We start from the raw sequence: 22,735 nt of genomic DNA on the forward strand, positions 1-22,735 counted from the left end.
CTGCCCGTTCAAGCTCCGCTCTTCGACTCCGCGAAATCTGTAACCCGAAAGAGACGAACCCTGAACCCTTCAAAACACGACATTTCTATTTAGCCGCCGCTACGACATCTTGAAATGGCTACGACATATGTTGTAGTAGCTAGATTGAAATGTCCGCTTTTCGACCCGTCGCAAGCTATCCAGCGTCGCTACTCGTCGCATCCAATCACGCGACCGACCTCGGGCCGATCCCAACTCGCGACCAAGCGCCCGGCATCGTCTTCATGCGCTCGGTTTCGTCGTGATCAGGCGACGCCACACGGACGCAGGATGAAGTCGCCATCCATTCCCACGCGAACGTGAGGATTTCCGCCGGCATTGTCCGGCGCGTGTGGCGACCCGAGCGAATATGACGTCCGCCGGCTCACCATCCGGCCGATATCCAGCCAATAAACGCAACCGCACACGGCTGCCTGTCCGATTCCCGCAAGTATCCGGAGGCCGATATTGGCCGTTTTATTGACCTTGTCGCAAACGTGTACAGTGAACGTGCCCCGGAAAACAACGGCGATCGTTCGATGTCGCGCCCCGGGTTTCCCCGCATACGCAAAGAAGATTCGCCATGCCCAATGCTTCCTTGCCGATTGAGCCGACCCTGCTCCGTCGATACCGCTATTTCGAATCGGTCGATATCGACGACACGCGTGAACGGATCGCCGCGGTGCTGCAGCCGCATCGACTCATCCCTGGCAGCTCGCGTGGCGGCTATTCCGCGTACATGGACTACGTGCGGATCGACAGCGTCGGGTTCGGCACGATCGGTTACGACGTCGCGATGGGCGTCGATGCCGGGAAAATCGAGGATTACTATCTCGCGATCCTCAGCCTCGGCGGCTATGCGGACGTGAGCGTCGGCGGCCGGCGCGTGATCATCGGGCCGGCGCAGGGCGTCATCGTCAGCCCGGCCAGCCATTTCGGCGGCACGTTCTCCCGCGACTGCGAGCAGTTCTTCGTGCGCGTCGACAAGCGCGCGATCCTGGCTCACACCGGCTACGACCATCTGCAGATCGAGCCGGTGCTCGATCTCTCCCGCTCCGAACTCTTGCCGTGGCTGATGCAGTTGCGCGTCATGGCGTCGTCGCCGGAGACGGTCGCGCTCGCGCAGCGCGACCGCCGTATCGCACTCGAATTCGAGCGACTCGTGATCTCGCTCCTGCTCGCCGGGCAGCCGCATCACTGCCAGACGCGGCCCGGCGGAACGGCGCTCGTGCCGCGCACGGTCAAGCGCGCGGAAGCCTATATCGACGAGCACGCGTGCGAGCCGATCACGCTGGCCGATATCGCGCTGGCGGCCGACGTGCCGGTGCGTACGCTGCTCGACGGGTTCCAGCGTTTCTCGCGCGGCAGCCCGATGCAGCTGGTCCGCGAACGGCGTCTCGAACGCGCACGCGACCGATTGCTGCAAGGCCGCGAAAGTGACCGCGTGGCCGACGTGGCGCTCCGTTGCGGCTTCGCGAATCTGGGCCGCTTCGCCGCCCTGTACCGCGAAACGTTCCGGGAATCGCCGTCGGATACGTTGCGGCGCGCGCGCCAGTCCGCTGGCTGAGCGGAAATTCTGCGCGCGCCGGACAGGCGCTGCGCTCGCCGGATATTCGCGGCACATTCGCCCGCATACAGTGGCCTCCTCTGAATTCAACGGAGCCGCTGGATGTCCCCGCTCAGAATTCGCGTCGAGCGCATCGATGCGCTGACGCCCGCAATCCGCCGATTGCATCTCATCGCCGCCGACGGCGGCCCGCTGCCCGGGTTCACGGCCGGCGCGCATATCGGCGTGCACGTGCCCCTCTCCCCTCGTTCGCAACGGCGTGCATATTCGCTCGTGAACGCCGGCGGCCGCGCCGATTCGATCGACCGTTACGAAATCGCGGTGCTGCACGCAGCGGCCGGCAGCGGCGGTTCGCAGTGGATGCACGCCTGTGCGCCCGGCGACGAATTCGACATCGATCCGCCCCGGAACGATTTTCCGCTCGTCGCGCGCGCACGCCGGCACTTGCTCGTGGCCGGCGGCATCGGCATCACGCCGATTCTCGCGATGGCGCGCGAACTGGCGAGCAGCGGGCGGCCGTTCACGCTGCACTACGCCGCGCGCGATGCCGTGTCGATGGCCTATCGCGACGAGGTTGCCGCGCTACCGGGTGCGACATGCTGGTTCGACGACGGCGAACCGTCGCGCGGCCTGCCGCTGGCCGACGCGATCGGCGCGCCCGAGCGCGGCACGCATCTGTACGTGTGCGGGCCCGCCGGGCTCATCGGGGCGACGCTCGCGGCCGCGCGGCATCTTGGCTGGCGCGACGACGCGCTGCACTGCGAACGCTTTGCCGCGCCGGTCGCGACGGCGGAAAACGCCACGGTCGAAGTGCGTCTCGCCGGCTTGGGGCACGTGCTGAACGTGCCGCCCGGCACGTCGATTCTCGACGCGATGATCGAAGCCGGCCTCGATCCGCTCTACGACTGCCGGCGCGGCGATTGCGGCGTGTGCGCGGTGCGCTTGCTCGACGGCGATCCCGATCACCGCGACATCTGCCTGAGCGACGACGACCACGCGAGCGGCGCGTTCTGTCCATGCGTGTCGCGCGCGCACGGCGCGCATCTCGTGCTGGATCTTTGACCCTTCCCATCGAGGAAACCCCATGAGCGTTACCAACGAGACGCTGGCCGGGCTGGTGCGCCCCGACAGCGTGCACAAGCGCCTCTATACCGATCCCGCGATCTTCGCGCTGGAAATGGAACGGATCTACGGTCGTGCGTGGATCTACGTCGGCCACGAGAGCCAGGTCAAGACGGCCGGCGACTATCACACGACGCGTATCGGCGACCAGGACGTGGTGATGGTGCGTGCATCCGACGGCACGATCCACGTGATCTACAACCGGTGTCCGCACAAGGGCGCGAAAGTCGTACCCGACGGCGACGGCTCGGTCGGGAAATTCTTCCGGTGTCCGTATCATGCCTGGACCTTCAGGCACGACGGCACGCACCTGTCGGCGCCGCTGCGCAACGGCCTGCAGAACACCTGCTTCGACCCGAAGCATCCGGATTTCTCGATGCGCCGCGTCGCGCGCGTGGACAGCTATCGCGGCTTCGTGTTCGCGAGCCAGAGCGACGACGGCCCGGATCTGCGGACCTTCCTGAATGGCGTCGTGTCGTCGATCGACAATCTGTGCGACCGTTCCCCGGTCGGCGAGGTCGAGGTCACGGGGGGCGTGTTCCGCGTCCTGCAGCGCTCGAACTGGAAAGTGTTCTACGAGAACCTGCACGACACGATGCATGCGCCGGTCACGCATGAATCGTCGGTGATGTCGGCCCGCGCGCAGGCCGAGGAAATGGGCGCGATGCCGTTCGAGCTGCTCATCATGGACGGCAACGGCGAGCCGTACGAATTCTGGGAAAAACTGGAACTGCGCGCCTACGCATACGGCCACGGCTACATGGAAGGGATTTTCGATCCGGCGGCGGCCGAACGCGATTCGGTGTCGAACGCGCATTTCGCGGTGCTCGCGCAGGCTTATGGCGACGAACGCGCACGCCGGATTCTCGGGATGAATCGCCACAACACCGTGATCTACGGCAGCGGTTCCCCGCATACGGTGTTTCAGCAGTTCCGCGTGATTCGTCCGATCGCGGTGGACCGGACACTGGTTGAAATCCAGCTGTTTCGCCTGAAAGGTGCACCCGACGCGGTGTTCGATCGCGCATTGACCTACGCGAACGTGATCAATTCGCCGTCGTCGAACGTGATGCCGGACGACGTCGAAGTCTACGCACGCTGCCAGGAAGGCAATCAGACCCGCGGCGGCGAGTGGGTGAGCATGCATCGCTACGCGGGCACGGATCGCGCGACGGACGACGGCTTCGTGTCGATCAACGGCACCAGCGAATTGCCGATGCGCAACCAGTTCGCCGCGTGGAAACGCTTCATGGTTGACGAGGCCGCCCCACCCGCGCGCACGCGCGCAGGAGACGCCTGATGCTGCACGATCCGGCTTTCGACCTGTCGACCGTCGCGGTCGACGCCCCTGCCCTCGCCGCCGACGCGGCGCTGCACGCGCAGGCGGCACAGTTTCTGTTTCGCGAGGCGCGGCTGCTCGATACGCGCGCATTCGACGCATGGCTCGACCTGTGGACGCCCGACGGCATGTACTGGCTGCCGCACGAGCCGGGCCAGACCAGCCCGCGCGACCATATCTCGCTCTTCTGGGAGGATGCGACGCTGCGCGAAGTGCGCGCGGCCCGCGTGACGAACCGGCGCAACTGGTCGCAGCAGCCGTCGACGCGCACCGCGCGCATCGTCGGCAACGTGATCGTCGACGGCCGCGATGCGGCCGGCCGGCTGGTGGTCCACTCGACGCTGATCGTCAACGAATGGCGCATCGGGCAGCGCACGCTCGCCGGGCTCGTCACGCACAAGCTCGATACGCGCGGCCCGGACTGGAAGATCTATCTGAAGCGCGTCGATCTCATCAACTCGACCGATGCGCTCGCGAACCTGGAGGTATTCGTGTGAACGCCGCATCGCCGTCGATACCGCTTGCGCGCACCGCCGTGATCGCGCTGCATTACCAGAACGACGTGCTCGATCCGCGCGGCAAGATTCGCGTCGGCTTCGACGCGGACCGGCCCGACCGCGCGGCGGTGCTCGACGCGGCCCGCGCGCTGCTGGCCGGCGCGCGCGGGCTCGGCTTGCCGATCGCGCATGTCCGCATCGCCTTCCGCGAGGATTACGCGGACTTGCCGCGCAATGCACCGATTTTCGTGCGCACGGCCGAGCTCGGCGCGCTACGCGACGGCAGCTGGGGCGCGCAGTTTTACCCGACGCTCGAACCCGATCCGGCGCGCGCGCTCGACCATGTCATCCATCACCAGTGCACGAGCGGCTTCATCGGTACGCCGCTGGAACGGATCCTCGCGGCGCACGACGTGCGTCACCTGATCGTTGCCGGCGTCGCCACGCACTCGACCGTAGAAATGACCGTGCGCCATGCCGCCGATCTCGGCTATCGCGTGACCGTCGCGGCCGACGCCTGCGCGTGCGCGGATCGTCGGCAGCACGATGCATCGCTCGAGTCGATGCGCTTGATCGCGGGTATTTCCAGCGTGGCGGAGCTGTTCGGCCACGCGTCGCACACGGAGGGCACATGAACGTCTCGCACGCTTCCGAAGCGTCCTCGCAGACGAGCCCGGCTGGCACGCGCGCACGCCTCGCGGGCAAGGTCGCGATCGTCACCGGCGCGACGCAGGGGCTCGGCGCCGACATCGCGCGCGCCCTCGCGAACGAAGGCGCCGGCGTGCTGATCGCGGGGCTCGATGACGCGGCCGGCCACGCGCTGGCCGCCTCGATCGGCACATCGGCGCGCTTCGCACACACCGACGTCACCGACGACGCGCGACTCGACAGCACGATCGCGACTGCCCTCGCCGCGTTCGGCGGTCTCGACATCGTCGTGAACAATGCGTGCAGCTACGACGATGCAGGCCTCGCGTCGACGCGCGAACAATGGTCGCGCCTGCTCGACGTCAATCTCGTGTCGGCGGCGATCCTCGCGCAGAAGGCCGCGCCGCATCTGCGGCGCGGTGGCGTGATCGTCAACCTCGGCAGCGTCGGCGGCAAGTTCGGCGCGGCCGCCCGCGCGCTGTATCCGGCGTCGAAGGCCGCGCTGCTGCAACTGACACGCAATCTCGCCGTGGAGCTGGCGCCGCATGGCCTGCGGGCGGTCAGCGTGTCGCCCGCCTGGACGTGGTCGCCGTCGCTGGAGCGGCTCGCGGGTGGGTCGGTCGACGTCGCGGACCGCGTCGGCCGGCCGCTGCATGCGCTCGGCCGCGTCGGTCGCGGCGACGAGATCGGGCGAGTCGTCGCGTTTCTCTGTTCGGACGATGCCGCGTGGATCACCGGGATCGACGTACCGGTCGACGGCGGTTTTTCGATCCTCGGGCCGGATCAGGGCCGCTCGCCGCGCGAATGGTTCGAACGGCACGCAGCGCAGTAGCGAACCGTTCGGCTCGCATTCCTTCCCCCTCTTCCATCGGGACTTCAACCATGAAGAAGCACATCAGAATCGAACGGGGCGACACGGCGTTCGACGCCTATCTCGCGCTGCCGGAAGCGGGCCACGGCCCGGTCATCGTCTTGCTGCAGGAAATCTTCGGCGTGAACGCCGAGATGCGCGAAGTGGCGGATCTCTATGCGGCCGAGGGCTACGTCGTCATCGCGCCGGACCTGTTCCACCCGTTCGGTCCGAACATCGAACTTGGTTACGGGGACGCCGACCATGCCAAGGCTTTCGACTATTACACGCGCCTCGACGTGGCCCGCGCCGTCGACGATATCCGTGCGACCATCGCCCATGCGCGCACGCTGCCCGAATCGACCGGCAAGGTCGGCGTGCTCGGCTTCTGTCTCGGCGGCAAGCTCGTGTGGCTCGCCGCGGCGCAGGGCGACGTCGATTGCGCGGTCGGCTATTACGGTGTCGGCATCGAGCAGTCGCTCGAACTGGCCGAGCGCATCGCGTGCCCGCTCGCACTGCATTTCGGCGCCGACGATCCGCTCAATCCGCCCGCGATCGTGACGGCGATCCGCGCGGCGCTGGACGGCAAGCCGAACCTGAAGCTTTACGCGTACGACGGTGCCGGCCATGCCTTCAGCCGTAGCGGGCCGACCTTCGTCAAGGCGGCCGCGATGTCCGCGCACACACGCAGTCTTGCGGTGTTTCGCAAGGTGCTCGGCCCCGACTACGATCTGGGCGCGCTCGCCGATCATCACTTCCATCTGGAATTCGCCGCGCGCGATCCCGAGGAGACGATGCGGACCATGGTGCCCGAACCGTACGTGAATCACGTGCCGACCATGACGGGCGGCACCGGGTACACGGAACTGAAGCGCTTCTACACGCATCACTTCATCCACGGCAACCCGGCCGACATGGCGATGGCGCCGATCTCGCGCGTGGTCGGCGTCGATCGCATGGTGGACGAGTTCATCCTGACGTTTACGCACGACCGGGAGATCGACTGGCTGCTGCCCGGCGTCGCGCCGACCGGCAAGCACGTGGAGATTCCGATGGTCGTCGTCGTCGAATTCCGCGGGCCGAAGCTCTACAACGAGCACATCTACTGGGACCAGGCGAGCGTGCTCGTGCAGCTCGGGCTGCTCGATCCGCACGGGTTGCCGGTCGGGGGCGTCGACGTCGCGCGCAAGCTGCGCGACGAAACGTTGCCGTCGAATACGCTGATGGTGCGCTGGCGCGAGAGCGAACCGGCGCGATAGCGGCGCCTGTCGGCCACGACGCGCCCTCCTTCGCCGGTGGTGACGCTGCCATCGGCGGTTTTCGTGACCGGCAGCGGCGCGTTTTCGAATCGGCCAGTTTGTAAACTGAATCGAGCTATTGTGATAAGAAAAGTTATCCGGATAGCGCCATCATATGCTCCAACTACGTGTTCCTCGATAAAAGGATCGGCGCGTTAAACCACCGGAAAACCGGTTCCGTCGATGCGTTCCCACCACGCGTCGATATTCGCGCATAGCGCGTCGACGCGCTCGCGCGAACACAACGTCGAGCGCCGCTTTGCCGAGCAGCAGACGCAACAGGCAGCCGCCCGCTGACGGGTACCGGCCATCCGCCATCGGCTTACGCGGCAACAGCCGCAGACCTTCGATTCACCTGCCCTGCCGCGAACCGGTCGAAGCGTCCGCCGAACCCGTCCGGCTGCGACCTGGCCACCTACGCCGCCGACGATCCACTTTTCCGAATCAGTACGTCGGGCGTCAACGCGCTGCATCGCCCGACGCCCAGCATCGCCATGTTCCGGTCCACTTCATCGTGCAACAGGCCGATCGCATGCAGCACACCGGCTTCCCCGGCCACGGCCGCCGCGTAATTGAACGGCCGCCCGACGAACACCATGCGCGCGCCCATCGCAACCGCTTTCAGCACATCCGACCCGCGACGAAACCCGCTGTCGATCATCACCGGATAATCCGCTCCGAGCGCCCGGACCACGTCAGGCAGGATCCGCATCGGCGACACCGCGCCGTCCAGCTGGCGGCCGCCGTGGTTCGACAGGATGATGCCGTCGGCGCCGATGTCGCGCGCGATCACGGCATCGTCCACGCTGAGAATGCCCTTGATCACCAGTTCGCCCTTCCATTCCTGCCGGATCCGTTTCAGGTGGCCCCAGTCGAGATGGTCGCGCGCGGAGAAATCCCGCAGCACGGTCGACGACAGGATCGGCGCGCCGCGTGTCGCAAACGAGTTTTCGAAATGCGGCATGCCGTGCGCGAGCAGCGTCCGGGCGAAGGTGCCCGCGAGCCAGCGCGGCCGCGTGATGCCGTCCCAGAACAGGCGCGGCCCGGGGCGCAGCGGCGTGGTGAAGCCGGTCCGCACGTTGTTCTCGCGATTGGCGGACACGGGAATGTCGACCGTGATCACCAGCGTCCGGTAGCCGGCGCGCGCGACGCGTTCGAGCAACGCGGCAATACGATCGGGATCGCCGGGCAGGTACGCCTGGAACCAGGTACCCGGCGCGGCGGCCGCCACCTCTTCCAGCGGGATCAGCGACGAGCCGCTCATGATCGACGCGATGCCCGCGCGCTGCGCGGCCCGCGCCAAGACGACGTCGCCGCGATAGGTCGACAGCGCATGGATACCCATCGGCGCGATGCCGAACGGCGACGCATAGCGCCGTCCGAACAGCTCGACCGTCTGTTGCCGTTGCGAAACGTTGCGCAGCACACGCGTCGCGAATCCGTACTCGTCGAACACGGCGCGGTTGTCGTCGCGCGTGCGGTTGTCCTCCGCCGCGCCGCTGACATAGCCGAAGATCGGGCGCGGCAGCACGCGCCGCGCCGCCGCCTCGAAATCGTGGAGGCTCAGCATGTTGCGCAGCACGCGCGGCGGTCGCGTATCTGCCAGCGGACGGCTGGCTGCGGGACGGGATGAGGCGGACGGGGTCATTTCTGCGGCCTGTTGTCGAATCGATGCGGGAATTTTAGGGTCGCGCGAGGCGCTTAAAAAGCGATAATCTTCCAAGGAATTTGTTCGATAAAAGCGAAAGACCATGGCGACTCCGACTCTCAAGCAACTCGACGCGTTTTACTGGGCGGCGACCTGCGCCAACTTCTCGACCGCCGCGCAACGGCTCCATCTGTCGGTGTCGTCGTTGTCCAAGCGCATCAACGAACTCGAACAGGTGGTCGAGCGCACGCTGTTCGACCGCAGCGGCCATCGTGCCGTGCTGACCGACGACGGCGAGGCGTTGCTGCCCGCCGTGGTGCGGGTGCTCGAGTCCGTCGCCGCGTTGCAGGAATCCGTCGCGCGGGACGAAGGGTTGAGCGGCCGGCTGCGCTTCGGCGTCGGCGAGTTGTCGGCGCTCACGTGGCTGCCGCGCTTCGTCGCGGCGGTCCAGAAGCTGCATCCGAAGCTGGCGCTCGAGCCGTATGTCGACGTGGGCGCGGCGCTGGAGGAGAAAGTCGACGCCGGCGAGCTGGATTTCGCGGTGATCGCCGGCCGTTCGTCGCGCGGCAGCGTGATGTCGCAGCCGGTGGCGGAAGCGCGGTTCGCGTGGATGGCGGCCGAGACGCTGGTCGGCAGCGAACGCGATCTGACGCCGGCGCTGATCGCCCGTCATGCGCTGGTACTGCTGCCGTCCGGTTCGGGCGTGACGCGCATTCTCGACGACTGGCTGCTGGCATGCGGGATCAATCATGCGCGCCGGATCGCGTGCAACAACTGGAGCGCGGTGGCCGGGATGTTGAGTGAAGGCGTCGGCATCGGCTTCCTGCCGGTCGACTGGGCGCGTGCGCGCCTGGGCGGCGATCTCGTCGAACTGACGAGCGAGCCGCCGCTGACGCCGCTTCAGTATGCGTTCCAGTGGCGTCGCGGCGACGTGCGCGGGTTGATACCGTCGATGCTGTCGCTGGTGCGGCAGTATGCGGATTTCCGCTGATGCGCGATTGGCCGCCGCGCGTCACGCGCGGGCGGCCGGGAACGGGCGCGTGGCCGTCAGGCTTCGTCGATGCGCGAGACGCGCTTCGGGTCGGGCATCCACAGGTAGCAGAGCAACGACACGAGCACGCATCCCGACACGTAGTAGAAGAACCACGCTTCGTGTCCGATGCTCTTCATCCATAGCGCGACATACTCGGCCGTGCCGCCGAACAGCGAGACGGTGATCGCGTAAGGCAGCCCCACGCCCAGCGCACGCACGCCGACCGGGAACAGCTCGGCCTTGGCCACCGCGCTGACCGACGAATACAGGCTGACGATCAGCAGCGCGCCGATGATCAGCGCCAGCGCGCTGCCGGTCGTCTCGACCCCGCGCAGCGCCTGGAAAATCGGCACCGTGCACAGCGTGCCGAGGATGCCGAACGCGATCAGCAGCGGACGACGGCCGATGCGATCGGACAGGCTGCCGAAGATCGGCTGCATCGCGACGAACGCAAGCAGGCTGAGCACGGAGACCATCGACGCGTCGGCCTTGCTCATCCCCGCGCTGTTGACGAGGAACTTCTGCATGTACGTCGTGTACGCATAGAACGCCACCGTGCCGCCGAGCGTCAGGCCGGCGACGATCAGGCATTCGCGCTTGTGGCGAAACAGGTCGGCGAGCGACGCGTGGCGACGCTTGCTCTGGCGATGCTGCTCGAACGAGGCCGTTTCCTTCATGTTGCTGCGCAGGAAGATCGCGCTGCAGGCGAGCAGCGATCCGAGCAGGAACGGGATGCGCCATCCCCAGCTTTCGAGCTGCGCGGTGGTCAGGAAGAACTGCTGCAGCACCACGAGGACGCCCATCGCGAGCAACTGACCGAGCGACAGCGTCGCGAACAGGAAGCTCGAATAGAAACCGCGGCTGGAGGGGGCAGCCATTTCGCTCAGATAGGTCGCCGAACTGGCGTACTCGCCGCCGAGGCTCAGCCCTTGCAGCAGCCGCGCCATGACCAGCAGCACGGGCGCGGCGATGCCGATGGTGTCGTAGCCGGGTGTCAGCCCGATGATCAGCGAGCCGATGCACATGGCCAGCACCGACACGAGCAGCGCGGCCTTGCGCCCCTTGCGATCCGCGTACATGCCGACGAGCCACCCGCCGATCGGACGCATGATGAAACCGACGGCAAAGATGGCCGCCGTGTTCAGCAATTGCACGGTCAGGTTGCCGTTCGGAAAGAACGCCTTCGCGAAGTACAGCGAAAACGCCGAATAGACGTACCAGTCGTAATACTCGATGAGGTTGCCTACCGATCCGCTGAAGATGGACCGCAGGTTCGCGAGGGTTCCGGTCGGCCGGGAATCCGTGGCCGTTGCAAGAGGGCTGGCGCGCGACACGTAATGTCTCCGTTTCGAATGTGCTCGTTGTCCGTGCGAGCGCTGGCCGTGGGTGGGCCGCTCGCGATCGGGTCCGGCAAGGTTAGAAGAGACGGTGCGTTGTAGAAAGCGAAATAATGACAAGGAGCCTGTTCGCTTTCTGGAAACGTCGATCGGCGGGCTACCCTGCTCTCCCGCTGCCTTTCCGGAATCGGTCGCCGTTCGTCGATGCCCGGCCATCGATGTCGAATCGCCGGAAAGCCTTGTCCCGCGAGGCGCTACACGATCCGGATACATTGAAATACAAAATATCGCATGCGATTTAATCGAATCCGCTTGACGTGGGTGGCCGTCAGGCGGAAACTGCGTCGCATGCGATCGAATCGCATCTGAGACAAACCAACAGACGGAGCAAATGATGAGCAAGATCGACAAAGTGCTGTACACGGGCAAGACGCATACGACTTCCGGGGGCCGCGACGGCGCCGCGCGCAGTTCCGACGGCCGCCTCGACATCCAGTTGTCGTCGCCGGGCAGCGCCGGCACCGGCACCAACCCGGAGCAACTGTTCGCGGCCGGCTGGTCGGCCTGCTTCATCGGCGCGATGCAGCTTGCGGCGCGCGCCGCGAAGGTGACGCTGCCGGCCGATCTCGCGGTCGACGCCGAAGTGGATCTCGGCACGGCGGGTAACGCGTACTTCCTGCAGGCCCGGCTGAACGTGAGCGTGCCGGGGCTCGAGCGCGACGTCGCGCAACGCATCGTCGACGCTGCGCATCAGACCTGCCCGTATTCGAAGGCGACGCGCGGCAACATCGACGTCGACATCCGGATCGCCTGAGCGTTGCATCGGGCGGCCGAGCGCCGCCCTCCCGAATTCCCGATTCCTTTTCCATCGAGGTGAAAAAAATGAAAGTCCAACTGATCGCTGCCCTTCTCGTCGCTGTTTCGTCTGCCGTTGCCGCTCCGGCGTTTGCCAATGAAGCCACCGTGACGCGTGCGCAGGTACGCGCCGAACTCGCGCAGCTTCAACACGTCGGCTATCCGCTGAACCGCGCGACCGACGCGACCTACCCGAACGATCTGCAAGCCGCGCTGACGCAGATCCGCGCCGACGATGCCGTCGCGGCCAACGCACCGGCGGCCGGCTACGGCGGCAACGGCGACACCGCGACGCAATCCGGCCGCCGGCACGTCGCCAGCGTGGCCGAGCGCTCGGTGTACTTCGGTCACTGAGCGCCCGCACGGTACGTGAACCTGATTCCCTTTATCGCTGATTCCATTTTGTCGAGGTGCATGATGAAAACCCGCCTGATCGCTGCCCTTCTCGTTGCTGTTTCCGCTTCCGCCGCCGCACCGGCGTTCGCCGACGAAGCCGTCGTGTCCCGCGCCGAGGTACGCGCCGAGCTCGTCCAGTTGGCACAAGCCGGTTATCGGCCGGGCCGCGCGAACGATCCGCACTACCCGGACGATCTGCAGGCCGCATTGACGCGCATTCACGCGAGTCCCGCGGTGGCGGCCGATACGTCGGCATCCGGCTACGGCAGCGATGCCGCCGCTGTTACGCAGTCGGGCAGCCGGCCGGCGACGCGAATCGCCGAACGCTCGATCTACTTCGGTCATTGAACGAACGCGCGAACGACGCCGATAGTCGGCGTGTGGTGCGCAACTCCCGAATTCCCGAATCCTGTCGAGGTAAATGATGAAGACCCAACTGATTGCCACCGTTCTCGTTGCCGTGTCGGCCGCCGTCGCCGCGCCGGCTTTTGCGAGCGAAAGCACCGTCACGCGTGCGCAGGTGCGTGCGGAACTGGCCGCGCTGCAGCAAGCCGGCTACCAGCCGAATCGTCCCAACGATCCGAACTATCCGGACAATATCCAGGCGGCGCTGAACCGGATTCGCGACCACGGTGCCGTCGCGGCCGACACGCAGGCAGCCGGTTACGGCAGCGATGCCGGCGGCGCCACGCAGTCCGGCAGCCGCAACACGGTGCGCACCGCCGAGCGCTCGATCTATTTCGGCCATTGAGCGCGGTACGGCGAATTCACTCGCCGACCTCTGCCATATAAAGCGCATGCGATGTAATCGCGTGCGCTTTTTTATTGGTATTGTCCCGGACCGTATCGCCAGCGCTACCCGTTCGCCCTGTCCGGGATTATTCTGTGCGGCTCCCCATCTTCCACCAAGGAGCCGCCGATGCCGGACGCCATGACCGGAAACGCGACAGCCGATGCGCACGTGCTCGACCGGGTCGTCTGGCATGCGCTCACGGGCAGGCAGCGCCGCTTTGCGCTTGGCGAGGGGCGCGCGCGGCGGTTCCCGACGGCCATCGCGCCGTTTGCCGCGATCGACGACACGAGCCCGGCGTCGTTCGACGCGCTGTGCGAGCTGATCGCCGCACACGGGCCGGCGGCGCTCGTCACGCCGGACGAGATCGAGGCGCCGGCGAGCCTGTCGGCGATCCGGCGCGCGACGTTGCTTCAAATGACCTGGCAAGGAACCTTGGACGCGGCGCACGAAGCGGAACCCGTTCCGCTCGGCGCAGCCGACGTGCCGGACATGCTCGCGCTGACCGCCGCCGCGCAGCCGGGCCCGTTCGGCCCGCGCACGTTCGAGCTCGGCCACTACATCGGCGTGCGCAGCGAAGGCCGGCTGGCCGCGATGGCCGGCCAGCGGATGCAGGTCGAAGGGTATACCGAGATCAGCGCCGTCTGCGTGGACGCCGCGTTTCGGCGGCAAGGGCTGGCCGCGCGGTTGGTCCGGTCGTTGATCGCGACGATCGGCGCGCGTGCGGAGACGCCGTTCCTGCACGTCCTCACGACGAACCAGGTGGCGATCGAGCGCTATCTCGCGCTCGGTTTCGTCGTCCGTCGCGAGATGCACCTGCTGGTGCTGGGCGACGCGCACACGTGACAACGCGGCCGGCGCGATTCCCGCGCCGGCCGTTGGCCGGGCCTGAGCGTTCTTATGCTTCGGTCGACCGGATCAGGTTGCCGCGCAACGTGACGATCGCTTTCTGCACTTTCGCGAATTCGTCCGGCTTCAGCCCGGTGGCTTCGACGAGGTTCATGTCGAGCCCCTTCTCGCGCACGCGGCGGCCGCTTTTCGTCAGGCTGACGAGCACCTGGCGTTCGTCGGACGGATCACGGTGCCGCTCCAGGTAGCCCATTGCCTCGAGCTTCTTCAGGATCGGCGTCAGCGTGTTGGATTCGAGGAACAGCTTCTCGCCGAGCTGGCCGACGGTCTGGTTGTCCTGCTCCCACAGCGCAATGATCGTGATGTACTGCGTATACGTGAGGCCGAGCTCGTCGAGGATCGGCTTGTACGCCTTGCCGAACGCCAGGTTCGCCGAGTAGATCGCAAAGCACAGGAACTCGGACAGCTTCGGCGCGGCGGGCGACGGGGTTTCGGTCGGTTTCATGGACTTCCTCCAGCGACGCGAACGGTCGCAGACAACCGCATTATATATCGCATGCGATCTTATCGGAAGCATGATAATCGGTCTCGATCGGCTGACGCGCGCCGCGCTCGCTCAGCCCGGCTCGCGGCGCTTGTGGGTTGGCTGACGGCTGACCGACAGCAACGTGCACTGCACCGGATGCGCGATTTCGGTCGCGAGCCCGCCCGCGGCAAACAGCAGGATCATCAGCCAGCGTTTCATGCGTCCTCCACGACCGAGAGGCTTGCCCCATCGGCGATCGTCGCGTCGAGCGCATAGGGATCGACGCCGTCGAGGCAGCCGAGATTGACGCGCCAGCATGCCGGGTCCTTGCGGGTCTGGTGGAACGGATAGACGCCGCACCGGCTGCAGAAATAGTGACGGGCCGTGTGCGTGTTGAACTGATAGCAGGTCAGCGCGCCCTCGCCTTCGACGATCGTCAGGTTGGCGGCGGCGAACATCGGGCTCATCAGCGCGCCGCGCCGGCGGCACAGGCTGCAGTTGCAGCGGACGGCCGGCGCAATGGCCGCCGTGACTTCGAACTTGACGGCCCCGCAATGGCAGGACCCTTTGAACCAGGTGGCAGACATGACGGGCTCCGAAAGAGGTCATGCCTGCTTTATAGCGAAGCCGCGCGCGGGCGTTGTATCGCACTGTATCCGCGCGCGGCGCGGATACAGAACATTGCACATCCGCGGCAGGCGATCAGTCCAGCACGTGCTGCATCCGCTCGATTGCCGCCCGCGTTTCGCGTTCGAGCGCCGCGAACAGCTCGGCCGCCGGCAGCGCGCGGACCAGCGGCGCCGCCTGCCCCGCCCATTGCGCGCCGTAACCGAATTCGCCCTGCGCTTTCGCGGCCGCATGCAGCGCCTTGCCCGCATCGTAGGCGATCGGATACGCAGGCGTGGCCGGGGCGCGCGGGTCGTCGCCGAGCGCGGTCAGCCGGTTCGCGATGCCGCGCGCGACGCGGCCCGAGATCGCGTGCGTGAACGTGGTGCGGTGCGCCGCCTCGCCGAGGATCGCGCGGCGGTAGCCGTCGTCGATCGACGTCTCCGGGCACGCGACGAACGCGGTGCCGAGCTGCGCGGCCTGCGCGCCGAGCGCGAGCGCGGCGGCAATGCCCGCGCCGTCCATGATGCCGCCGGCGGCGATCACCGGCAGCGCGCATTCGCGCACGATCAGGCGCGTCAGCGCGAATGTGCCGAGGCGATCGTCGTGCGCGGTCGAGTCGAACACGCCGCGATGCCCGCCGGCCTCGATGCCCTGTGCGACGATCGCGTCGATGCCGGCGGCGGCAACTTGGCGGGCTTCGTCGAGATTCGTCGCCGTGGCGAACAGCGTGATGCCCGCGCGCTTGAGCGCGGCGATCACGTCAGCGGACGGCAACCCGAAATGGAAGCTGACGACCGCCGGCTTTTCCTCGACGAGCATCGCCTGCATCGCGTGGTCCGCGACGAAGCTCGTGTAGATCTCCGACAGCGATGCAGGCGGCGTCGCGCCATACGCGCGGAACGCGGGGGCGAGCCAGTCGAGCCACGCGCGCTCGACGGCCGCGTCGGCTTGCGCCGGACGGTGGCAGAACACGTTGATGTTGAACGGCCGGTCGGTGAGCGCGCGCGTGTCGCGGATCATCTTGCGTGCGCCGTCGGAATCGGTTGCGCCGACGCCGAGCGAGCCGAGCCCGCCCGCGTTCGAGACGGCGGCGGCCAGCGCCGGCGTGCTGACGCCGGCCATCGGCGCCTGCACGATCGGCGCGCGGATGCCGAGCGTGCGCAACAGGGTTGCCCGGCGGTCGGTCGGTTGATGCATGGTGCTGGTCTCCTGGTGGCAGCCGATATGCCGGCCGCACGTATCGCATTGCCGGTTTCATCCCTAGAATAGCGGACGGCGAAACCGCGTCCAAGGCCGTCACCGTGCAGCGTTCGTCGAACGCTTCACCCGACATTCATGCGGTTTGGCCGAATAACGAACAACACCATTACACCATCCATGAAAAGAAGAACATTTCTCGCGCTGCCCGCCGTGGCGGCGTCCGGCATGCTGGCCGGCTGTTCCAGCGCCGACCTGGGGCCCGTCACCCATCGCCTGATGAAGGACCCTGAATACCGGGAAACGCTCTCGGCGTTCCTGATCAGCGCGGACGGGAAAAAGCTCGTCGTGATCGGCAAGCAGTATCACTACATTTTCGATGTGCCGCCGGCCCTCGCCATCAACCTCACGGCACCCTACCGTCCCAAGTTGTATACCGACTTCGACGATTTCGAGACGCACGGCGATACGATCTCCGGGCGTTACGTGCTGCGGCTTGCGCGCGAGGATGCGCCTCCCGGCTCCGAGCTTCGCGAGCGTGCGCTCGCGGACGGTTTCAAGGACCAGCGCCACCAGCTGACGGAGAGCGGTACGATCAGCGGCAAGCGCTACCAGCCGAACGACGTCACGCCGTCGTCGCTCCCGCAGGCGTTCAATCACGAGTATGACGTCAAGGTCATCGAGCGGCCATCGGTACTCGGCAAGGGCGCCAAGCTCGCCCTGTCGCCGATCACGATGGCGGCGGACGGCGCGCTGGGCCTGCTTGGCCTCGCACTGTTCCCGATTGCGTTGACGGCCTTCATCGTCATCGCGAGCTGAGGGGAATCCACGATGACATCCCCTGCACGACAACTGCTCCGGATCGGCTGCGCGGCCGCTTGCCTGGCATTCGCGCAACACGCCGTGGCCGACGACGACTGGGACGCCGCCCGCCAGGTGCGCACTTCCTGGGTATTCGCGTCGATGAAGGAAAGCGACGTGCGGCCGACGCTCGATCGCGCGCTGAAGGACCAGCTGCGCTGGGCCCGTCTGCCCGGCAACGCGCCCGATGACGGCGCGTTCCGCTGCACGAAGCTCGCGGTGCCGCCGCCGTCGGCCGCTGCGCAGGCGGCGTTCGACGCGGCGCCGTCGTCGCGCGGTCGCGATGCCGACAAAGCGTACGCGAAAGCCGCGTCGCTCGGCGCGTGGCGCGCGGCGGCGCGACTCGTCAACAGTTCGCTAGAGGACGAGGATTGGGAAGGCGCGCAGCCGGCGGTCGCGTGGCTGCTCGCGCATCATGTACCGGCCGGATACAACAAGCTCGCGGACGTGATGCAGGCGATGTCGGGCTACGACGGCGAAACGCCCGGCGAACGCGTGAGAGGGATGATCGCGTCGTTGCGCTGGCGCGCGGCGCGTGAAGGCGATCCGGTCGCGCAGATGGAGATGGCCGATCTGTTCGAGAAGCTCGGCGACAGCGAGCGCGTGGCCGCGCTGCGCGCGTGCGCGACGCAGCAGAATCCGGAACTGAAATGAGGTGCGCCGCCGGTACGCCGCGGTGACAGGCGGCGTACGGGCGTGCACGACGACATCGCCCGTCAGACTTCGTAGCGTACCGCATGCGCTTCGGTCGGCAGCGGCAGATCCCAGCGCAGCAGCATCGCCTCGAGCGCCCGGTTCGTCAGCGACGTGTCGCGCCGCGCATTGCGGCGCAACAGTTCCGCGCGCGGCCGTTCGAGGTACACGAGCGTCACGTCGGCGCCGTACGCATACAGCAGGTCGAGCGTCTTCTTGCGCATCAGCGGCGACAGGTTCGTCGCATTCCACACGAACGGCCGCCGGTCGCGCAACATCGCCTTCGCGGCATCGACCGCATGGTGCGCGACCGCGCCCTCGTTGCGACCGTGACGCAGCCCCAACGCATCGCGCGCATCGTCGAACGACACGACCGGCAGATCCGGATGATGCCGCGCGACCCACGTGTTCTTGCCCGATGCCGGCAGGCCCGCCATCACGACGACCGGCGAGCCCGGCGTGCGAAACAGCGGATAGTCGGGATGCACGTCCGCGCCGCGGAAGTAGCTGAGTGCGGTATGCGCGTCGGCGAATGCACGCGGCTGGCCGTAACAGCCGTCCTCCCGCGCCAGTTCGCGCCACAGCTCGATATTGTCGAGCACACGCTGCGTGTCGTTGCAGATGCGCCCGCGAATGTCGGCTTCGGCGAGCAGGCACAACAGCGGCAGGCTGACCTGCCACGACAGCTCGCGCGCGATGAACTCGGGCGTGCCGCGGCGCGAGCCGCTCATCGCGAAGAACGGCACCTGGTGCACGGCGATCATCCGGCAGATGGCCTCGCGCACCGCGAACGGCACGCCGGCATCCCACAGCGCGATACGCGCGTCGATCGCCCCTTTGCGCGAGTGGCCGGGATGACCGATCGCACCGGTGACGGGATCGACGGCCGTCGTGCTCGACTTGGCGATGTCGTGCAGCAGCGCGGCCAGGAACACGATTTCCTGATCGGCGCGCGACGCCGTCCGATAACCGGGCAGCGCGAGCAATGCATCGATCACCATCATCGTATGCGTCCACACGTCGCCTTCGCCGTGATGCGCGGGCTCCTGCGGGGTGGTTTTCGCGTGTTCCAGCGCGGGGAACGCCGCGAGGCATGCGCGATAGTCCGGCTGCTGGCCGGGCGCAGGCACGAGCGCCTGCAGATGTTCGTACTTCATGATCGAGACTCCTGTCGAAGCGGCAGGCGGCCGCTTCGCATTCATTGGTTCGGATGCGCTGCCGGGCTCGGCCCCCACGTCACCGTCGGACGCGGTGCATACAGGTCGACACCCGGCGCGAGCAGGTTCGGGATGAACGGCTGCTCCGAGTGATGGCGCGCGGAATCGAGAATCGCCTGCACGAAATCGTGGCGCACCCACTTCAGGCGCGCGGTCGTCGTGTCGTCGGTCTCGATCTTCACGTAGAGCCCTTCGGACTGCTCCGACTTGTCGCACTGCTGCCACGCGCGCGCGAGGTCGAGCCCCTGCCGTCGCACGGTGTGCTCGAACGCGCGACGCCAGTCCGGCGTTTTTGCGAGCGACGGGCCGAGCAGCGCCTTGAGGTCCGCGAGCCGCGCCGGCGCCACGCCCTCGTACAGCACGGGCACCGACAGTACGGGGCCGTCGGCGAGCAGCGCGCGCCGCGCAGGCGTCGACAGGAAGCGGCCGGTCGCACGGTCGAACACGTCGAATTCGAAAAAATGATGCGGCAACGCGTCGTAGAACACCGCGTGCTTCTTGCTCATCGTCTCGCCGTACATCACGTAGCGATCGCCGAGGCGCTCGAGCAGCCAGCCGGCATGGGCCGCCGCCCACGTCTTCACGAAGCCGAACTGCCGCTCGCGGCCGCCGCCGGCCAGATAGTGGCCGCGCGACTGCAACAGCAGTTCGCCTGCCGGACTGAAGCTGATGCCCGTGTTCGCACCGTCGAGCTTTTCCTCGACGACGAGGTGCGCGCCCGCGAGGGTGCGATAGGGAACGTGGTCGTGACCTTCGTCGCCGTCCTGCAGGCGCGAACCTTCAAGGTGCGGCGTGCGCGGGTAGCGTGCAAGGTCGAGCGATTGCGCGTAGGCGCGAAAATCCAGCGTCATGGTCTTTCTCCGGAAACAGGGGAAAAAGCCGACGACGTGAACGAACGGACAGGAGTGCGTTGCGGTGTCAGTGCGAGTCCGGCAGCGGCCCTGCGATCACCGTTCCGGCGCGATGGCGCGAGCGGAACCGGGCAGGACGACGCGGCCGGGATGGCAGTCGTCGGCGTATCAGGCGAAGGGACGAATGATTGCGGGCACTTGGATCACCGATTCGATGAGGGTTCAGGGATGAAGCAGGCGGATGCTACGAAACGGTTCCGGCGGTGTCAAGCACGACCGGACGAGTTCGTTACGGCCTTTCGAACGCGTTGAGCGCCTGCTGCGACGCGCCGCACGCGTGATCGATGCATGAATGATCCGGAATCCTATGTGTATGTTTTTCGCCACATCGGGTGCCGAAGCGATCGCCGGCATCGTGCCGTTCGCTTGCTGCGTCGGTTGCGTGGCCGTCGGCGGCGGTTGCGCCGGCGGCCACGCAACCGACGTCATGGTTTTCCCGGCCCGCAGGATGGCGCGGGGGCCCATCGTTTTCGATACGCCCCCGCCCGCCACGCAGGCTGCAACGGCCTGCCGGGCGAATACGGGCTGCCGCGGGCGCCCGACCCTTTCTGCTCAGGAAAGGACGCTTGAAACATCCGCAATTATCACGTGCCGCCGATTTGCCCACCATGTGTCGGACGATCGGCGCAGCCGGCATGACCGGCGCTTGCACGAGTCCGGCGATGCGTGCCGTCGCGTCGCGCGGCCGGCGCGTGACGCCGGTCGCGAACGGCCGGGCCCCGCGCCCCGGCATATCGATAATCAGGAGACACGATGAACAGCCAATCCCTCGACCTCGGCGGCCATGCCGGCGGACCTGAATCCGCGCGGCCGCCGGCCGCTTCAGCAGGCGCCGGCGCCGATGCAGCGGCCCTTCCCGGCCGCCGCGTCACGCTCGGCGATTTCATGGACGATCTGCCGGTCGGTGCGCTGCACCGGTTCGTCGTCTGGGTGATCGGCATCGGGCTGTTCTTCGACATGTACGAGATCTTTCTCGTCAGTACGATCGGCTCCGCGTTGCAGCACGAATACGGGCTGAGCCGGCAAAGCGCCGATTTCAAGCTATTGCTGGCGTCCGCGTTCATCGGCATGTTCGTCGGCGCGATGTGCCTCGGCAGCCTGGCCGACCGTATCGGCCGGCGCAAGGCGTTCCTGCTCACGCTCGGGTGGTACAGCGCGTTCTCGCTGGTCGGTGCGTTTTCGGTGAACGCCGACATGCTCGTCGCGTGCCGGTTCCTGACGGGCATCGGCGTCGGCGCGATCTATCCGGTCGCCGACAGCTTCCTGTCCGAAATCCTGCCGAAGGACAAGCGCGGGCGGCTCGCGGCGTGGGCCTACACGACTTCGTATGTCGCGGTGCCGCTCGTCGGCTTTCTCGCGCTGTGGCTGAACCCGCTGCAGGTGGCCGGCGTCGCCGGGTGGCGCATCATCCTCGCGATCGGCAGCCTCGGCGCCGTGTACGTGCTGTTCATCCAGCACCGGTTGCCGGAAAGCCCGCGCTGGCTGCTCGCGCAAGGCCGCACGGCCGACGCGCACGCGGCGCTGCGGCGTTTCGCGGATAGCGCCGGCGTGCGCGTGCCCGAACACTTCGCGGCACCGGTCGAGCCGCAGCGGCCGCTCGGGCTCGGCGAGCGCATCGCGCTGCTGCGCCGCCAACCGTACGGCGCGCGCTACGTGATGCTGGCGATCTTTCACCTGCTCCAGGGCTTCGGCTATTACGGATTCGGTACGCTGGCCGGCACGGTCGTGAAAAGCCGCGGTTTCGACGTGACGGACAGCACGCTGTTCATCGCGCTGTCGTTCATCGGTTACCCGATCGGTTCGCTGCTGTCGATTCCGCTGCTCAACTGGATCGAGCGCCGCACGCTCGTGATCGTGTCGATCCTGTCGATCGCGGTGTTCGGGCTGTGCTTCGCGTATTCGGGCAATACCGTGCTGATCGTCGGCTTCGGATTCCTGACGACGTGCGCGTCGAACGTGTTCAGCAACGCGTATCACGTGTACCAGGCCGAGATCTTCCCGGCGCGCGTGCGCTCGACGGCGATCGGCAGTACCTATGCGCTGTCGCGCATCGTCAGCGGCGCGCTGCCGTTCGTGCTGCTGCCGGTGCTCGGCCACTACGGCGCGGGCGCGATGTTCGGCGTGATCTCGGTCGCGCTCGGCATCGTCGCCGTCACGCTGCGCGTGCTCGGACCGCTGACCACGCGGCGCAGCCAGGACGACATCAATCCGGTTTGACTGCGATGTGGGGTATGGGAAGATGGCGCTCCTGAATGAGCGAGCCGGCGACGCCACGGCTACCGGCGGAACAAGAGGCCCAGCATAAGGACCGTACAGAACACCAGCCCCACCCCCCCCCTGGAATCGGGTGATTCGAACCATCGTGGCCGACATGATGTCTTCCGGAGACATGTTGTAAAAGAATTTGTACGACCATCGCCAGGCCTTCGATCTGCAATAGAAAGCCAATATCCGTTCCGGACGAAATGCCATGA

Annotated in this window: 24 protein-coding genes; 16 read left to right on the plus strand and 8 right to left on the minus strand. The window is 66.8% G+C overall.

All coding sequences use genetic code 11. The features are described from left to right. Positions 1-601: 601 nt before the first annotated feature. The 7 genes from andR to MMB92_RS29380 all read left to right on the plus strand — a co-directional run bounded on the left by andR (position 602) and on the right by MMB92_RS29380 (position 7,300). Positions 602-1,585, plus strand: coding sequence for an anthranilate 1,2-dioxygenase regulatory protein AndR (gene andR, locus MMB92_RS29350; RefSeq protein ID WP_006497235.1), 984 nt, complete (start codon positions 602-604; stop codon positions 1,583-1,585). Between the two features lie 102 nt (positions 1,586-1,687). After that, entirely contained in the window at positions 1,688-2,647 is a 960-nt protein-coding gene (locus MMB92_RS29355) for a PDR/VanB family oxidoreductase (RefSeq protein WP_277563124.1), read from the plus strand. 22 nt (positions 2,648-2,669) lie between these two features. Next, positions 2,670-4,007, plus strand: a complete 1,338-nt coding sequence (locus MMB92_RS29360; protein ID WP_048986521.1) for an aromatic ring-hydroxylating dioxygenase subunit alpha — start codon at positions 2,670-2,672, stop codon at positions 4,005-4,007. Then, positions 4,007-4,543: an aromatic-ring-hydroxylating dioxygenase subunit beta gene (locus MMB92_RS29365; protein ID WP_006497237.1), complete on the plus strand. Its 537-nt coding sequence runs from the start codon at positions 4,007-4,009 to the stop codon at positions 4,541-4,543. Before MMB92_RS29360 ends, MMB92_RS29365 begins: the two co-directional genes overlap by 1 nt. After that, entirely contained in the window at positions 4,540-5,178 is a 639-nt protein-coding gene (locus MMB92_RS29370) for a cysteine hydrolase (protein WP_006497238.1), read from the plus strand. Before MMB92_RS29365 ends, MMB92_RS29370 begins: the two co-directional genes overlap by 4 nt. Continuing rightward, the gene (locus MMB92_RS29375; protein WP_034201753.1) at positions 5,175-6,023 is read left to right on the plus strand and encodes an SDR family oxidoreductase; all 849 of its coding nucleotides are present in this window, start codon (positions 5,175-5,177) and stop codon (positions 6,021-6,023) included. Before MMB92_RS29370 ends, MMB92_RS29375 begins: the two co-directional genes overlap by 4 nt. Positions 6,024-6,073: 50 nt before the next feature. Then, positions 6,074-7,300, plus strand: coding sequence for a dienelactone hydrolase family protein (locus MMB92_RS29380; protein WP_277563125.1), 1,227 nt, complete (start codon positions 6,074-6,076; stop codon positions 7,298-7,300). 454 nt (positions 7,301-7,754) lie between these two features. Here MMB92_RS29380 and MMB92_RS29385 read toward each other — a convergent pair whose 3' ends face one another. Continuing rightward, on the minus strand, positions 7,755-9,092 hold the full coding sequence (locus MMB92_RS29385; protein WP_034201755.1) for an alpha-hydroxy acid oxidase: 1,338 nt from the start codon (positions 9,090-9,092) through the stop codon (positions 7,755-7,757). Here MMB92_RS29385 and MMB92_RS29390 point away from each other — a divergent pair. Continuing rightward, a complete protein-coding gene (locus MMB92_RS29390; protein WP_006482261.1) occupies positions 9,091-9,978 on the plus strand; it encodes a LysR family transcriptional regulator in 888 nt (295 codons plus the stop codon). The two genes, MMB92_RS29385 and MMB92_RS29390, sit on opposite strands and share 2 nt — an antisense overlap. A 56-nt stretch (positions 9,979-10,034) precedes the next feature. On the opposite strand, the gene MMB92_RS29395 is transcribed toward MMB92_RS29390, so the two are convergent. Beyond that, positions 10,035-11,354: an MFS transporter gene (locus MMB92_RS29395; protein WP_034201756.1), complete on the minus strand. Its 1,320-nt coding sequence runs from the start codon at positions 11,352-11,354 to the stop codon at positions 10,035-10,037. A gap of 397 nt (positions 11,355-11,751) precedes the next feature. Here MMB92_RS29395 and MMB92_RS29400 point away from each other — a divergent pair, with 397 nt between their 5' ends. The 5 genes from MMB92_RS29400 (at position 11,752) to MMB92_RS29420 (ending at position 14,244) form a co-directional block, all read left to right on the plus strand. Beyond that, complete coding sequence (locus MMB92_RS29400) at positions 11,752-12,171, plus strand: organic hydroperoxide resistance protein (protein WP_034201940.1); 420 nt, start codon at positions 11,752-11,754, stop codon at positions 12,169-12,171. Between the two features lie 68 nt (positions 12,172-12,239). Beyond that, the gene (locus MMB92_RS29405; protein ID WP_034201757.1) at positions 12,240-12,566 is read left to right on the plus strand and encodes a DUF4148 domain-containing protein; all 327 of its coding nucleotides are present in this window, start codon (positions 12,240-12,242) and stop codon (positions 12,564-12,566) included. Between the two features lie 63 nt (positions 12,567-12,629). Then, the gene (locus tag MMB92_RS29410) at positions 12,630-12,956 is read left to right on the plus strand and encodes a DUF4148 domain-containing protein (RefSeq protein ID WP_034201941.1); all 327 of its coding nucleotides are present in this window, start codon (positions 12,630-12,632) and stop codon (positions 12,954-12,956) included. A gap of 73 nt (positions 12,957-13,029) precedes the next feature. Further along, positions 13,030-13,359, plus strand: coding sequence for a DUF4148 domain-containing protein (locus tag MMB92_RS29415; protein WP_006493913.1), 330 nt, complete (start codon positions 13,030-13,032; stop codon positions 13,357-13,359). A gap of 168 nt (positions 13,360-13,527) precedes the next feature. Further along, complete coding sequence (locus MMB92_RS29420; RefSeq protein ID WP_006497247.1) at positions 13,528-14,244, plus strand: GNAT family N-acetyltransferase; 717 nt, start codon at positions 13,528-13,530, stop codon at positions 14,242-14,244. A gap of 52 nt (positions 14,245-14,296) precedes the next feature. Here the strand turns inward: MMB92_RS29420 and MMB92_RS29425 are convergent, their stop codons facing one another. The 4 genes from MMB92_RS29425 to MMB92_RS29440 form a co-directional block, all read right to left on the minus strand. Continuing rightward, complete coding sequence (locus tag MMB92_RS29425; protein WP_006482257.1) at positions 14,297-14,752, minus strand: MarR family transcriptional regulator; 456 nt, start codon at positions 14,750-14,752, stop codon at positions 14,297-14,299. A 111-nt stretch (positions 14,753-14,863) separates the two neighbouring features. Then, positions 14,864-14,992 carry a hypothetical protein gene (locus tag MMB92_RS29430; protein WP_256097523.1) on the minus strand — a complete coding sequence of 43 codons (129 nt, stop codon included), beginning with the start codon at positions 14,990-14,992 and terminating at the stop codon, positions 14,864-14,866. Next, positions 14,989-15,360, minus strand: a complete 372-nt coding sequence (locus MMB92_RS29435) for a GFA family protein (protein ID WP_006482256.1) — start codon at positions 15,358-15,360, stop codon at positions 14,989-14,991. The genes MMB92_RS29430 and MMB92_RS29435 overlap by 4 nt, the downstream gene beginning before the upstream one ends. 115 nt (positions 15,361-15,475) lie before the next feature. Then, on the minus strand, positions 15,476-16,579 hold the full coding sequence (locus tag MMB92_RS29440) for a nitronate monooxygenase (protein WP_058901477.1): 1,104 nt from the start codon (positions 16,577-16,579) through the stop codon (positions 15,476-15,478). A gap of 180 nt (positions 16,580-16,759) precedes the next feature. Between MMB92_RS29440 and MMB92_RS29445 the strand changes: the two genes are divergently transcribed. Beyond that, entirely contained in the window at positions 16,760-17,398 is a 639-nt protein-coding gene (locus tag MMB92_RS29445) for a hypothetical protein (RefSeq protein ID WP_034201760.1), read from the plus strand. Positions 17,399-17,410: 12 nt separating this feature from the next. Further along, positions 17,411-18,094: a hypothetical protein gene (locus MMB92_RS29450; protein ID WP_062910628.1), complete on the plus strand. Its 684-nt coding sequence runs from the start codon at positions 17,411-17,413 to the stop codon at positions 18,092-18,094. Between the two features lie 62 nt (positions 18,095-18,156). Here the strand turns inward: MMB92_RS29450 and MMB92_RS29455 are convergent, their stop codons facing one another. Further along, positions 18,157-19,290, minus strand: a complete 1,134-nt coding sequence (locus MMB92_RS29455; RefSeq protein ID WP_062910629.1) for an AAA family ATPase — start codon at positions 19,288-19,290, stop codon at positions 18,157-18,159. Between the two features lie 41 nt (positions 19,291-19,331). After that, a complete protein-coding gene (locus MMB92_RS29460) occupies positions 19,332-20,201 on the minus strand; it encodes an RNA ligase family protein (RefSeq protein WP_034201763.1) in 870 nt (289 codons plus the stop codon). Between the two features lie 813 nt (positions 20,202-21,014). Between MMB92_RS29460 and MMB92_RS29465 the strand changes: the two genes are divergently transcribed. Beyond that, the gene (locus tag MMB92_RS29465) at positions 21,015-22,478 is read left to right on the plus strand and encodes an MFS transporter (RefSeq protein WP_062910631.1); all 1,464 of its coding nucleotides are present in this window, start codon (positions 21,015-21,017) and stop codon (positions 22,476-22,478) included. Positions 22,479-22,735: the final 257 nt, after the last annotated feature.

It is taken from the genome of Burkholderia sp. IO2 (genome assembly GCF_029522185.1).
Lineage (GTDB): Bacteria > Pseudomonadota > Gammaproteobacteria > Burkholderiales > Burkholderiaceae > Burkholderia > Burkholderia cenocepacia.